Here is a 13267-nt window from a genome sequence, read left to right on the forward strand (position 1 = left end):
TGATGGTATGAAACATCTCATCCTCGCTGCCTGCCTTGCCCTTCCGTTGTCTGCATCTGCCCAAGAAGAGGGTGAGATTGATGAGGGATTTTCGCTGATGGAAGAGGGCGCGAAGCTGCTGTTTCGCGGCATCATCAAAGAGATGGAGCCTGCCATTGATGGATTTTCAGGGCTGGCTGAGGAGTTGGAACCAGCGCTTGACATGCTCGCCTCCGAGATGGGGCCAGCCTTTCTGGAATTGATCCAAACACTTGATTCTGTGCGGTATTATGAACGGCCTGTGATATTGCCGAACGGTGATATTATCATTCGGCGCAGCCCTGATGCGCCTGAATACAGCCCGCGCAACGAGGGCGGCGAAATTATTGACCTTTAGTCGGCTTTTGGGCGCCGCGCACCTTTGACCCGAACGGTGACTTGCGCCCCCAGCGATGCAGCGAGGGAGTCCAGACGTGCGCGTGCGACTTCGCCAAACAGGGGCGACGCGGCCTCCTTGAGTGTGAGCTCGAGTTGACCTGATTTGGCGGAATATTTCAAAGTTCCGGGTTGTTCATCGGCCTTAATCCACAGCATCGCGCCCAACCGCATGGCTTTGCCTAAAACTTCTGCGCTGTGCTGATCGTCTGGGTCCAATAGACTAAATAGGGCCTCAAACCGCGACCCATCGCGTTTGTTGGTGTAACGGTGCATCAAAGCAATCCCCAGGAACACGCGTTCGGAATGCTTCAACCCGCCAAGGTTGGCACGGGTTGTGTTGTCGAAGACGACTTCATGGCGGTAATCGGGGTGGGCCCGCCAACTGACATCGTGCAGCAGGCAGGCGGCGCGGATAATGCGTTTTCGTTGCGCACTGGCGCGGCCAAACAACGGCAAGATGAAATAGTACAGCGTGCGTCCAAAGCCTGGTAAGCGGGCGTCTTTGGATTCGGCAAATCGGCAGGCCTCGATCAGTGGATCACGTTCGCGAAGCTCAGCTGGCATCTGTTCGTACAGCATGCCTTCGCGGATGCCATAGCTGGAAATTGCGATATCTTTGGGTTTGAAACGCGCCACGACTTCGCGCAGGACATGGATTGCGTAGGGCACCAATGACATGCGGCTGTCTGATATGTGGCACCTCGCACGCAGATCCGACAAATCGCTTTGTTCGATATATGTCAGTGTCTTAGAAACACGTCTGGGCGTCATCCGGTACTCGTGCAATACCGTCAGCGGGTAGCCGCGGCGTTCCATATCGATGCGCGCAATCGCACGCCATGACCCACCAACAAGAAACAACCGCTTACCGGTTTCGTCACCCATTTTGGCGAACAAATCGGCGACCGTGTCCTTTATAAAGGCGCGGCGCTTCTTCTTACTGGTCATTTCACGCAATTTTAGCGGCCCCAGCCCAGACGTAACGCGGCGCCCGACGCGACCTTCAAAAAGGTCAGCCAATTCCATTGACGATCCACCAATGTCACAGACCAGACCGTAGCTGCCGGGCCAGCCAAGCAGCACACCTTGGGCTGACAATCGCGCTTCTTCTTGTCCGTCGATGACCCAAATTTTCAATCCGGTTTCGCGTAATACTTCAGCGCGAAATTCCGGTCCGTCGTAGGCTTCGCGCACGGCGGCTGTTGCCACTGCGGTCAGCGGCCCAATGTCGAGGCCCTTGGCCAGCGCGACAAATCGGTGAATGGCGGACAAGGCACGCACGCGGCCTTCGGGGTTTAAACGGCCTGTCTCAGCCATGCCCGCGCCAAGGCCGGCCATGATTTTCTCGTTGTAGAAATATGCAGGGCTGCGCGCCGCACCATCAAAAATCACCAGACGAACGGAGTTTGAACCGACGTCGATCACGCCGACCCGCGACAGCGCCCGCGTTTTGGGATCGTCGAAGATTGGCCGCCCGAATGGTCCCCATTCAGACGTATCTTTGGTATTTTGGTCTGCGTCCATGATTGGCCCCCGTTGCCATTTTCGAACACGGCCAGCGGCCAAAGTCGAGTCAATCAGGCGTCTGTTAGTCTTCGGTATGCGTCAGTTGTGGCACGTCGGACGCACCAGCGGATCCGCGACCTGACAGGGACGGGTTTTCCATGAAAAACCGATGACAGTTAAACGCAAATGTCCCGTCTTCAACATCGGCGCGTTTGAAGCTGCCGCTCGGCCCCATGATCCAGCTTTGCGCTACATCCGCAAGGTTGGCGGCCATGATCTGGCTGACGATCTGGGCCTTGACGGTGTTGTTGGTGATTTCGACCAGTGTTTCGACGCGGCGATTCAAATTCCGGCTCATCCAGTCAGCGGATGAGATGAAGACGCGGGATTTTTTTGACGGCAATCCGTAGCCGTTGCCGAAACACACGATCCGTGAATGTTCTAGGAAGCGTCCCACTATGGATTTGACACGGATATTTTCGCTGAGGCCTATAATACCAGGGCGAAGCCCGCAAATACCGCGCACAATAAGGCTGATTTTTACGCCCGCTTGCGATGCTGCGTAGAGCGCGTCGATCACGTCCGGTTCAACAATACTGTTCATTTTGGCCCAGATTGCCGCGGGCTTTCCGGCTGCTGCATGGTCTGCCTCAGCCGCGATCATCGCTAAAAGTTGTTTTTTCAACGTGAGCGGCGAAATCGACAGGTTTTCAAGGTTGTCCGGCTGCACGTAGCCCGACAAGTAGTTGAACACTTTGGTGGCATCGCGCCCCAGTGCTGCGTCACATGTGAAGAACGACAAGTCGGTGTAAATACGCGCGGTGATCGGGTGGTAATTTCCAGTGCCATAATGGGTGTAAGTCACCAGATCGTCACCTTCACGCCGCACCACGGTTGATATTTTTGCGTGTGTTTTCAAATCCATAAACCCGTACACCACATGCGCACCTGCGCGTTCCAGACGCCGTGACTGGCGGATATTTGCAGCTTCATCAAAGCGCGCTTTGAGTTCAACAAGCGCCGTTACGGACTTGCCGTCTTCCGCTGCTTCGCAAAGGGCTTCGACAATCGGGGATTTTTTGGATGTGCGATACAACGTCTGTTTGATCGCCACCACATCGGGATCACGCGCTGCCTGTTTGAGGAACCGCACGACCATATCAAACGTTTCATACGGGTGGTGCAGCAGCATGTCTTTTTGGCGAATAGCGGCGAACATATCGCCGTCGTGGTCTTGCACGCGTTCAGGAACGCGCGGCGTAAAGGGTGGCCACAACAAGTCGGCGCGCGCGTCGATAACCAGTTCATTGATGTCGGCCATGCCGATGACACCATCAATTTCCACGACTTCGTCTGCGGTCACGTGCAGTTCATGCATGATCAGACTGCGCAGGCCCTTGGGCGCGTTTGCGGACAGGCGCATGCTGACGACTTCACCGCGGCGGCGGCGTTTTAGGGCGACCTCAAATTCGCGCACAAGGTCTTCAGCTTCGTCTTCGACCTCAAGATCGCTGTCGCGCAACAGACGGAACGCGCAGGACCCTTTGACTCTGTATCCGGGGAACAGTCCATCGAGGTTATCCATCAACAGTTCTTCGAGCGGCAGGAACCTGTGTCCATCCTCAGTAGGGCAAGTGATGTAGCGGTCGATTTGTGCAGGGATTGGCAGCAAGGCACGCAACGCGCGTTTGTCTTTCTTGCGTTCCAGTTCCAGCGCCAGTGCGAAGCCTTCGTTGGGTAAAAACGGGAACGGGTGCGCGGGGTCGATGGCCAGCGGCGACAACACCGGGAACACTTGGCGAAAGAAAAAATCTTTGAGATAGGCACGGTCGTCGTCAGACAGATCGTCCCGTTTCAGAATCGTGATATTTTCGCGTTCCATTTCGCGGTGTAGGTCGATGAAAACACGTTGTTGGTTGGCAAGCAGGCTGCGGGTGTTCTGGTCGATCAGCGTCAATTGTTCGGCGGGGGTCAGACCGTCCATTGACGGGGTCGTGTTGCCTGCATGGGCCAGTTCGCGCAGGCCGGCGACGCGGACGGTGTAAAATTCATCCAAATTGGTGGCGGAAATCGACAGGAACCGGACGCGTTCCAACAGCGGTACACGCGGATTTTCGGCTTCTTCCAGCACGCGCCAATTGAATCCCAGCCAGCTGAGTTCGCGGTTAAAGAACCTTGCGGGGCCGGTCATATCGCCGCCTACCATCTGTGGCGGCGCAAAATCGGCTTTTAGAAAATCTGCCTGTGTCATCAGCACTCTATACCATGGAACTACGTCGGGAAAATGACACTATCCCTCATCAGGGGGCATGCTGTCCAGCACTGCGCGCACGAAGGGGCGTGTTAAGGGTTTGGATTGGGCCAAAGCCTTACGGTCCAAGGTGTCCACGATTCTGCGTACAGCGTCTAAGGAACGCGGCAAGCGTTTGATCAAAAAGGCCACGGCTTCCGGTGTCGGCGCGAGCTGACGGTCTGCAAAGTGTTTCAGCAATACCGCCGTCAGTAGCGGATCATCGGGATTTTCAATCTTAATGGATGTGATTGCTGACAGGCGGCTGGCCAAATCGGGCAAGGCGATGTCCCAACGGGCAGCTGGCAATCGGCTAGTGAGCAAAAGCATAAAACCATCGCGGGCAAGGGCATTGTAGGCATGAAACAGCCATTCTTCGCCCTCGGGGGGCAGCGCATCACCATCCTCAAGGACAACATTCCCACTCGGCAGCCCCGTATCAGCGCGGATGTCTTTAGCGTTTATGATCATTGCGCCGCTTTGGGCGGAAAACACCCGTGCGAGGTGGGTTTTCCCAGACCCTGCGGGCCCGATCAGCGCGAGTTTGTTGCCCGGCCACGTCTGTGAGGTCTGTATCATTGCATAGGCCAGCGCGTTTGCGTCCGAAACAAAAAAATCCACCGCACCCAACCGAACATTTGTCGGCAGATCAAAGGCCAGTTGCCGCGCCATGTTAGCCGTCTTTCCCGACATGGCCCTTATACAGCTGTCCAGACTTGTATTCTGCGATCAGGAACCGCGTGACCACGCCAATAACAGCTGCCACTGGAACGGCGACCAACATGCCAACAAACCCGAGCAAGCTGCCAAAAACCGACAGCGCAAGGATCAGCCAAACAGGGTGCAAACCGACAGAACTCCCGACCAGTTTGGGGGTTAGAATATTGCCTTCAAAGAACTGCCCAAAGGCGAATACGCCAGCGACAATGCCAATACGCAACCAGTTGATGCCGTGTTGCACGATTTCACCGTCAATGACGGCTGTGCCGCCCCACCATTGGAACAGGGCAAGACCAATGGCCAACACGCCGCCAACCAAAGCACCGATGTAGGGAATGAACGAAATCAGCCCCGCGATAAACCCGACGATCAGGCCGAAATTCAGCCCAGCGATCATCAGGGCGATGGCGTAATATGTGCCCAAGATCAAACAGACGGTACCCTGACCACGGATGAAAGACGCCAGGGTGCGATCAATCTGGCGCGCAAGGTCGCGCACGGTTTCTTGGTGGTCGAGTGGTAAAAGATTGTCGACTTGCGCAACCATGCGGTCCCAATCCAACAGCATGTAAAAGGTCACGACAGGCACAATGACGAGCAGGACAACCACATTGATGATCCCCTGCGCCGAGCTGAGCAATGCGGCCACAAGATCGCCACCGCGAGACTGGACAGCATTTCCCAGTGATGTCATCTGATCGAGCATAAACGTACCGTCCAGATCCAAATTGGGGAACCTGCCCGACAGCCATTCTTTCAGGCTCGTCCATGTTTGTGGCAGGTCTTGGATAATCACGCCAATCGTGCTGATAAGCTGGCCCAACTGCCCGATCAGCGTCGGTACCACGAGCAAGAACAGCAAGAAAAAAGTCAAAATACCCGATAGCGTAATGACGATTGTGGCCATCACACGGCTCAGCCCCCATATTTGCAAACGGTCCGCAATAGGATCAAGGAAATACGCAATTACACTGCCCAGGATGAACGGGGTCAAAACCGCTCCTAATGCCCAAAGCAGGAAGACGAAAACTGCGGCGGCAATGCCCCAGTACTGGAACTCTTTTTGTGACGGTAGGCCCATGATATCTCTCTCGTGTTTTGCCCCACCTACTTGGCGTAGGCTTGGCGCGTTTGCAACAAAAAGGCCCCATGCATGTTTGCACGGGACCCAAATGACGCGGCAACGAAACGAAAGCTGCTTTGGTTGTTAGATAACTTTGGTGGCACGCGATAGCCCGCGTGGCTAACCTAACTTAGTGGCGCGCAGGGCGCATGCAGACTTTAGCTTAGTGGCACGCGGGGCGCGTGTATACTCTAGCCTAGTGGCACGCGGGGCGCGTGCCGGGCAGCAGGACTTTGTCGATCACATGGATCACGCCGTTGTCGGCGTGGATGTTTGCGATGATGACGGTCGCTATTTCACCAGTGCCGTCTGCGATTGTGACGCCGCCGTTTGCGGACGTAATGCACAGACGTTCGGCTTCATTGATCGGCTTGAAGTAGTTGGAACCGGTGGGGAAATCGCCAGCCATCAGGACGCGATCATCAACGTGGTACAACAAGATATCGGTCAGCTGGCCTTTGTTTTCTGGCTGCAACAACGTTTCGACCGTGCCCTCTGGCAGGGCGGCGAATGCCGCATTGACCGGTGCGTAGACGGTGAATGCGCCGGGACCTGCAAGCGTGTCAGCGAGGCCTGCGGCGGTCACGGCTGCGACCAGTGTCGTGAACCGCTCATCGCCCGCGGCGATTTCAGTGATGGACTGTGCCGATGCGGCCGTACCAGCAATCGCGAAAGTGGCTGCAGCGGCCAGTGTTTTCAGATGGGTCATATTGGTATCCTTTGTTTAATTGTATTGTGATGGGAGATACGGGGGGCTGCGACTTTGGCTCACGTCCCTAACGACCATGTGATGGACGGAAATATATGATCCAAACGCGAACGTGGCGCGAGCGGCTTGCCCTTGCACGGGTGTCTGCTAAACGTCCATCAACCTTATTTGAAAGTTACCCCAATGCGCTTGAGCCGCTATTTTCTGCCCGTCCTGAAAGAATCGCCTCGCGATGCGACCATCGTCAGCCACCAGTACATGCTGCGCGCGGGCATGATTAAGCAGTCGAGCGCTGGTATTTATTCTTGGCTGCCGCTGGGGTTCAAGGTTTTGAAACGCATCGAACAGATTGTGCACGAAGAACAGGAACGCGCAGGGCATATCGCGATGTTGATGCCGACCATCCAATCGGCAGATCTGTGGCGTGAAAGCGGGCGTTATGATGATTATGGCGACGAGATGCTGCGCATCACGGATCGCAACAAGAATGACCTGTTGTATGGTCCAACGAACGAAGAGCTAATCACTGATATTTTCCGCAGTCACGTGTCGAGCTATAAAGCCCTGCCGCTGACACTTTACCACATCCAGTGGAAATTCCGCGACGAACGCCGCCCGCGTTTTGGCGTCATGCGGGGCCGTGAATTCTACATGAAAGATGGCTACACCTTTGATTTGACAAAAGAAGATGCGATGCACGCCTATAATCGCCACCTTGTCAGTTACCTGCGCACCTATGAACGCATGGGCCTTCAGGCGATCCCGATGCGTGCGGATTCCGGTCCTATCGGCGGCGATGACACGCATGAGTTTTTGGTGCTGGCCGACACGGGCGAGAGCGAGGTGTTCTACGACGCCGCCGTGACGGATCTGTCGTTTGGTGATCGGGACATTGATTATGATGACGTTACACAGTGCGCTGAAGTTATGGAAGAATTCACTGCGAAATACGCCCGCACTGATGAAACCCATGACCAAGCTTTGTTTGACGCCATCCCAGCGGACCGCCAGCGGACCGCGCGCGGCATTGAAGTCGGGCAAATCTTCTACTTTGGGACCAAATATTCTGACGCCATGGGTGCGACGGTGCAGGGGCCGGACGGCAAACCAACACCCGTTCATATGGGATCGCATGGCATCGGCGTGTCGCGACTGTTGGGCGCAATCATCGAAGCCAGTCACGACGACAAGGGCATCATCTGGCCCGAAGGCGTGACGCCTTTCCACGTTGGCATCGTAAACCTGAAACAAGGTGACGCCGATGCAGACGCGGCCTGTCAGTCGCTTTACGCGGCCGTTGCGGCTTTGGGGCTCGAGGCGCTTTATGATGACCGCGACGAACGTGCGGGGTCCAAATTCGGCACGATGGACATGATTGGCCTGCCATGGCGTATTACTGTTGGCCCGCGTGGGTTAAAGAACGGCGTTGTCGAACTTACATCGCGCAAAACGGGTGAAAGCGAAGAAATGCCACCAGAACAGGCGATTGCCAAGATCGGTGAAATTTACCGCGCCCATGGCTTGGGCAGCGGTCCATCAAAATAAAAGGCAGCGTAATGGCAGGCAAAACCGCCCCCTTTTCCCGTTTCGAATGGATGATCGCGTGGCGTTATATTCGTGCTAAACGCGCCGAGGGTGGCGTCAGCATCATGACGTGGATTTCGCTGATCGGCGTTACGCTGGCGGTGTTCGCCTTGATTGCTGTTTTGGCTGTGCGAAGCGGCTTTCGCGCGGATTTCGTCGACACCATTGTCGGGGCGAACGCGCACCTGACTGTGCGGCAGAATTTCACGGAAACCGTGACGGTGACGCAGGGCGACCAATCGGTCGATGTCACCCGCCGCGTGGATACAATTGCCAATGGGGACGCGCTTGCTGCGCAGTTGCGCGAGATCGATGGCGTCACCCGCGCAGCCCCGATCATCCGCGGCGAAGGTCTGGCAACGGTGGGCGCGCAAAGCAGCTTCGTGCAAGTTTACGGTATCACGCCCGACGATCTACGTGACATTCCGCTGGTGCTGAACCCGCAACGCGCATCTGGATCAATTGATGATTTCGGCGATGGCGTTGCGCTGGGCTCGGGCGTGGCGAACAACCTTGGCGTCAGCGTCGGGGACCGGATCAATCTGCTGTCTGCCGAAGGCGTCAACACCGCAGCAGGTCGCAGCCCGCGTCGCAACACATTTGATGTTGTCTACATCTTTCAAACTGGGCGCTACATCACCGATATCAGCCGCGTTTATCTGCCGCTGGAACAGGCACAAACATTCTACAGCCGCGACGGTGTCCACGACGAGATTGAGATTTATGTCGCCGATCCGGATCGCGTCGAAGAGTGGATCAGCCCGCTGTACCGTGAACTCGGACCCGAGGCGTTTTTGTATAGCTGGAAAGATAACGAAGGCGCCTATTTGCGCGCCCTCACGGTCGAGGACAACGTAATGTTCGTCATCATGGCAATCCTCGTGCTAATCGCGTCAATGAACATCATTAGCGGATTGATTATGCTGGTGAAAAATAAGGGACGCGATATTGGAATCTTACGCACAATGGGTCTGACAGAAGGGTCGATCTTGCGGATTTTCTTTATCTGCGGTGCGGGCCTTGGGACTGTCGGCACGATATTTGGCGTCGTGCTTGGGTGTTTATTTGCGGTCTACATCGATCAGATTTTTGCACTGGTGAATTACGTCGCGGGGGGCGGTGTTTGGGACCCATCAATTCGCGGTATCTATACCATTCCGGCGAAACTGGAACTTGATGATGTGCTCAGGGCTGTCGTGCTGTCCCTGTCGCTGAGCTGGATTGTTACGATTTTCCCCGCCCGTCGCGCCGCGCGGATGGACCCAGTTGAGGCGCTGCGCTATGAATGATGTTACGCTGAAAGTTGACGGGCTGAAAAAGGCCTACAACATCGGCAAACCGGGCGAAGTGCAGGTGTTGCACGGTGTATCCCTACAGATCGGCAAAGGGGAGGTCGTGGCCCTCGTCGCACCGTCTGGTGCGGGTAAATCGACCCTGCTGCATATCGCCGGATTGCTGGATTCGCCGGACGACGGTACCGTTGCGATTGGCGGTGAGGATATGACCAAACTCGGGGATCGCAAACGCACGGCGGTGCGGCGCAATGATGTTGGATTTATCTACCAATTTCACCACCTGCTGCCGGAATTTAGCGCACTTGAAAACATCGTGCTGCCGCAATTGGCCAATGGGATTACGCAAAGTGTGGCCGAAGCGCACGCGCTTGATTTACTGACCCGTGTTGGGGTCGACACCCGCGCGGATCACCGCCCTGCGGCATTGTCTGGGGGCGAACAACAGCGGGTCGCGTTTTGTCGTGCTTTGGCGAACAAGCCAAAACTGCTTTTGGCGGATGAACCGACTGGCAACCTTGATCCTGGCACGTCGGATCAAGTGTTTGTGGCGTTGATGGAACTGGTGCGATCTTCGGGGCTTTCGGCCCTGATTGCGACGCACAATCTGGAACTGGCGGCGCGCATGGATCGCATCGTAAAGCTTGAGGCAGGATTGATCGCATGAAGATTTTTGTTTCTGAGATTGAAGAAGTCGCAAAGGCTGCGATGGTCGCGCACGGCGCGGGGGATTGGCAAGCGGAGGAGGTGGCAAAGGCTGTCGCGCGGGCAGAGGCGTTTGGCAACGTCATTTGCGGGCTCTACTACCTTGAAAGTTACTGCACGCAGCTGAAATCTGGTCGCGTGAATGGACAGGTCGACCCGATCATTACACGCCCCAAAGCGGGCCAAGTGATTGCGGATGCGCGGTATGGATTTGCGCAACCGGCGTTCAGTCGTGGCTTGCCGCAAGCCTTGCAAGCAGCCCGCGAAAACGGCACCGTGACGCTAGCTGTGGCGCACGCGCATACCTGCACATCGCTTGGATTTTTTACCGAACAAATCGCAGCCGCCGGGCTGATAGGGATCGGGTTCACCAATGCGTCGCCCGTCGTGGCACCACCGGGTGGCAACACGGCGGTGATCGGTACCAATCCGATTTCAATGTCCATTCCAGATGGTGGTATGCACTGGGATTTCTCAACGTCAGCGGTGGCCTTGGGTAAGATTACAATGGCCAAAGCTGCGGGCGAAAAGATCCCACTTGGCTGGGCCGTGGACGCGGATGGTAAACCGACAACTGATCCGGATGCTGCACTTAACGGCGCGTTGATCAGTGCTGGTGGGTACAAAGGCTGGGGCTTTGGGTTGATGGCAGAAGTACTGGCGGCGGGTATGACGGGCTCGGTGAATTCGTTGGATGTCAGTGGCTTGAAGCTACCCACCGGCAAACCGCATGATCTTGGGCAGTTCTATATTTTGATTGAACCGGGTGCGGATTTTGGCGCACGGCTGTCGCGGGTCGCACAGGCGGTCGCGCAGCAGGACGGGGCACGAATTCCTGGCCAAAATCGCCAACCGATGACACAGATAGATGTGCCCGATGCGCTCTGGTCAGCATCACTCGCCCTCGCGACGGGCTGACAAACGCGTGAGCGTTACAACCTTTCATTGAGGTCGCCGGTTTCTTAGGGACAACGTGCGACCAACGAAATGAAAAGGTGTTTACTATGCGTATTCTGTCCCTCGCATTGCTGATTGTTCTCGCGGCGGCGTCTGTCACGGCTGGCCCTGTCTCATTTGGCGATAGCTGGAGGGAACAGCGGCTGCAATTATTCAATTCCAACGATTATTCCTTTAATGGCGGCTCGCTCGATATTGTGTCGGACGGTGCTGTGTCGCTCGCGTGGACCCGTACGGGCAGCGGCGACTGGGGCGCGCGTGCTGCATCGTGGAACTGGACGGTTGATCAATCCGTGCCGGCAACCGATCTGCGGCTTAAGGGTGGCGATGATCGCAATATTTCGATCTATTTCGTGTTTTTACCAGAGGCTGACGCCGTGAATATGGACGGCGCGAACATCCGCCAGCTGAACGGCAATCCCAACGTGCGCATCCTGCAATACGTTTGGGGCGGCAACCATTCGCGCGGCGACGTGCAACAATCGCCCTATGCACCTGGTCAGGGTGCGAACGTGATGCTGCGTCAGGCCGGAACTGGCAGCAATTCCGAAAGCGTCGATCTTGCGCGCGATTTCGCGACAGCCTTTGGCAGCACGCCAGGTGCATTGGTCGGTATTGCGGTATCTGCTGACAGTGACGACACAGATTCATTGATCCGCGCGTCGGTTTCCAATCTGGCCATACGCTAATCGCTGGACATGAACGGCGGATTAACGCGCCTTTCGCAAATTCCATCGCTAGTCACAAACACCAAATAAATTAGCTTCTTCATAGACGCCAAGGACCTCAATGGGTCTTGGCGTTTGTGTTGGGTGCTGCACAGGCATCACTGCGGAAAGTGCTTGATATAGGCGTTCCGTTCGCTGTGCCGCTGGGGCCAAAGTGCGACAGCAAATGAATTCTTCAACCAATGAGGCCTGCTGTTCATATCCCATCGCAAGGAAGTCGATTTCATCAGTGGGATCAAACAGATACGGATCAACCCCAGGTTTGTGTTCGGCCAATCCATGAAAGGGTGAATAGCCTGTGACGGCACGGTTTTGCCATTGCCAAACATGCGTCACCTCATGGGCGAAATACATCGCACCAACTAGATTTATCGTTTCAGGATACCCCATCAGGTAGTCCGGCAAGGTCCAATCAGGGCTGGTCAACACGTGGGTCCATGCCACGACTCCTGCGGTTCGGGTTTGGATGGTTGGACCTGATGGCGGCGGGGCGATCTTTTCGCGACAAGTAATCTGCGGCCGTGTAGGATAAATGCGCGTTGTCACACCAATTATGCCGACCTCTAACAGTCTGACGTCACTGGTGTTTAGCGTGTCACCCATGATTTGACCAAGCAAAAGATTTTCCGTGTCGGTCGTCCCGCGTGCGCAGGCAGACAGTATCAAGAAGGCAAGGAGAAGCCGCATAAATGAAATGCTATGCGCGCGCGGCTGGCGTGCCAAGAGCCCGAGTATAGAATGCGTATAAAAAGGGTGTGGTTCCCGTATGGCTGATCTGGATCAAAACGCTGCGCTGCGGTGTTGTTAGATTGGGGCAAAATAGAAGGATGCCATCATGAAAACCCTATGGATTATGCCACTGCTTTTGGCAGGATGTGTTGAACAAGAATTGGACGTGGGCCCTGAGGCGGGGACGGCATTGTTCCAAGCCAATTGCGCGTCATGCCATTGGGCGGACGCCAGCAGCATGGGGGATTTCGGGCAGAAGTTGTTCACAATGCCACCCGATTTGACGGTGTTGGCGGCAGACAATGGTGGCGTATTCCCGCGCGACTACGTGCTGGGGGTGATCGACGGATTCGAGCGAGGACCACACTTTAGCGCCGCGATGCCGGAATTCGGCGCGGGCGACATGGAGCCGACGGTTATTGTCGAAGAAAACGGGTTGGGCACACCAATTCCAGCGCGCCTGTTGGCGCTTGCGACGTGGTTGAAGACTGTTCAGGAATAGGGTGA

The 13267-nt window shown here is 55.9% G+C and carries 13 protein-coding genes; 7 read left to right on the plus strand and 6 right to left on the minus strand.

Annotated elements, in window-relative coordinates; all coding sequences use genetic code 11:
- Window positions 1-7: 7 nt before the first annotated feature.
- Window positions 8-376 (plus strand): hypothetical protein, encoded by a 369-nt coding sequence (locus OAN307_RS05885; protein WP_044043285.1) that lies wholly within the window; start codon window positions 8-10, stop codon window positions 374-376.
- Here the strand turns inward: OAN307_RS05885 and OAN307_RS05890 are convergent.
- From OAN307_RS05890 to OAN307_RS05910, 5 genes are all read right to left on the minus strand, one after another.
- Window positions 373-1941: a Ppx/GppA family phosphatase gene (locus tag OAN307_RS05890; protein WP_015498900.1), complete on the minus strand. Its 1569-nt coding sequence runs from the start codon at window positions 1939-1941 to the stop codon at window positions 373-375. The genes OAN307_RS05885 and OAN307_RS05890 overlap by 4 nt on opposite strands.
- Window positions 1942-2005: 64 nt before the next feature.
- Window positions 2006-4174, minus strand: coding sequence for an RNA degradosome polyphosphate kinase (locus OAN307_RS05895; RefSeq protein WP_015498901.1), 2169 nt, complete (start codon window positions 4172-4174; stop codon window positions 2006-2008).
- 39 nt (window positions 4175-4213) lie between these two features.
- Entirely contained in the window at window positions 4214-4906 is a 693-nt protein-coding gene (locus OAN307_RS05900; RefSeq protein ID WP_015498902.1) for an HdaA/DnaA family protein, read from the minus strand.
- Window positions 4887-6014 carry an AI-2E family transporter gene (locus OAN307_RS05905; protein WP_015498903.1) on the minus strand — a complete coding sequence of 376 codons (1128 nt, stop codon included), beginning with the start codon at window positions 6012-6014 and terminating at the stop codon, window positions 4887-4889. Before OAN307_RS05905 ends, OAN307_RS05900 begins: the two co-directional genes overlap by 20 nt.
- Before the next feature lie 238 nt (window positions 6015-6252).
- Complete coding sequence (locus OAN307_RS05910) at window positions 6253-6765, minus strand: fasciclin domain-containing protein (RefSeq protein WP_015498904.1); 513 nt, start codon at window positions 6763-6765, stop codon at window positions 6253-6255.
- A 183-nt stretch (window positions 6766-6948) separates the two neighbouring features.
- Here OAN307_RS05910 and proS point away from each other — a divergent pair, with 183 nt between their 5' ends.
- The 5 genes from proS to OAN307_RS05935 all read left to right on the plus strand — a co-directional run bounded on the left by proS (window position 6949) and on the right by OAN307_RS05935 (window position 11992).
- A complete protein-coding gene (gene proS / locus OAN307_RS05915) occupies window positions 6949-8310 on the plus strand; it encodes a proline--tRNA ligase (protein WP_015498905.1) in 1362 nt (453 codons plus the stop codon).
- An 11-nt stretch (window positions 8311-8321) separates the two neighbouring features.
- The gene (locus tag OAN307_RS05920) at window positions 8322-9638 is read left to right on the plus strand and encodes an ABC transporter permease (protein WP_015498906.1); all 1317 of its coding nucleotides are present in this window, start codon (window positions 8322-8324) and stop codon (window positions 9636-9638) included.
- A complete protein-coding gene (locus tag OAN307_RS05925; RefSeq protein WP_015498907.1) occupies window positions 9631-10308 on the plus strand; it encodes an ABC transporter ATP-binding protein in 678 nt (225 codons plus the stop codon). The genes OAN307_RS05920 and OAN307_RS05925 overlap by 8 nt, the downstream gene beginning before the upstream one ends.
- Window positions 10305-11264, plus strand: a complete 960-nt coding sequence (locus OAN307_RS05930; RefSeq protein WP_015498908.1) for an Ldh family oxidoreductase — start codon at window positions 10305-10307, stop codon at window positions 11262-11264. Before OAN307_RS05925 ends, OAN307_RS05930 begins: the two co-directional genes overlap by 4 nt.
- Before the next feature lie 86 nt (window positions 11265-11350).
- A complete protein-coding gene (locus OAN307_RS05935) occupies window positions 11351-11992 on the plus strand; it encodes a DUF3047 domain-containing protein (RefSeq protein ID WP_015498909.1) in 642 nt (213 codons plus the stop codon).
- Between the two features lie 48 nt (window positions 11993-12040).
- Here the strand turns inward: OAN307_RS05935 and OAN307_RS05940 are convergent, their stop codons facing one another.
- Window positions 12041-12718, minus strand: coding sequence for a hypothetical protein (locus tag OAN307_RS05940; RefSeq protein ID WP_015498910.1), 678 nt, complete (start codon window positions 12716-12718; stop codon window positions 12041-12043).
- A gap of 148 nt (window positions 12719-12866) precedes the next feature.
- Between OAN307_RS05940 and OAN307_RS05945 the strand changes: the two genes are divergently transcribed.
- The gene (locus tag OAN307_RS05945) at window positions 12867-13262 is read left to right on the plus strand and encodes a c-type cytochrome (RefSeq protein ID WP_015498911.1); all 396 of its coding nucleotides are present in this window, start codon (window positions 12867-12869) and stop codon (window positions 13260-13262) included.
- The last annotated feature ends 5 nt before the right edge of the window (window positions 13263-13267 follow it).

Origin of the sequence: Octadecabacter antarcticus 307 (assembly GCF_000155675.2) — a bacterium.
GTDB lineage: Bacteria > Pseudomonadota > Alphaproteobacteria > Rhodobacterales > Rhodobacteraceae > Octadecabacter > Octadecabacter antarcticus.

Coding starts and splice junctions, on each gene's coding strand:
- OAN307_RS05885 (WP_044043285.1), top strand. CDS start 8: ATGAAACATCTCATCCTCGCTGCCTGCCTTGCCCTTCCGTTGTCTGCA.
- OAN307_RS05890 (WP_015498900.1), bottom strand. CDS start 1,941: ATGGACGCAGACCAAAATACCAAAGATACGTCTGAATGGGGACCATTC.
- OAN307_RS05895 (WP_015498901.1), bottom strand. CDS start 4,174: ATGACACAGGCAGATTTTCTAAAAGCCGATTTTGCGCCGCCACAGATG.
- OAN307_RS05900 (WP_015498902.1), bottom strand. CDS start 4,906: ATGTCGGGAAAGACGGCTAACATGGCGCGGCAACTGGCCTTTGATCTG.
- OAN307_RS05905 (WP_015498903.1), bottom strand. CDS start 6,014: ATGGGCCTACCGTCACAAAAAGAGTTCCAGTACTGGGGCATTGCCGCC.
- OAN307_RS05910 (WP_015498904.1), bottom strand. CDS start 6,765: ATGACCCATCTGAAAACACTGGCCGCTGCAGCCACTTTCGCGATTGCT.
- proS (WP_015498905.1), top strand. CDS start 6,949: ATGCGCTTGAGCCGCTATTTTCTGCCCGTCCTGAAAGAATCGCCTCGC.
- OAN307_RS05920 (WP_015498906.1), top strand. CDS start 8,322: ATGGCAGGCAAAACCGCCCCCTTTTCCCGTTTCGAATGGATGATCGCG.
- OAN307_RS05925 (WP_015498907.1), top strand. CDS start 9,631: ATGAATGATGTTACGCTGAAAGTTGACGGGCTGAAAAAGGCCTACAAC.
- OAN307_RS05930 (WP_015498908.1), top strand. CDS start 10,305: ATGAAGATTTTTGTTTCTGAGATTGAAGAAGTCGCAAAGGCTGCGATG.
- OAN307_RS05935 (WP_015498909.1), top strand. CDS start 11,351: ATGCGTATTCTGTCCCTCGCATTGCTGATTGTTCTCGCGGCGGCGTCT.
- OAN307_RS05940 (WP_015498910.1), bottom strand. CDS start 12,718: ATGCGGCTTCTCCTTGCCTTCTTGATACTGTCTGCCTGCGCACGCGGG.
- OAN307_RS05945 (WP_015498911.1), top strand. CDS start 12,867: ATGAAAACCCTATGGATTATGCCACTGCTTTTGGCAGGATGTGTTGAA.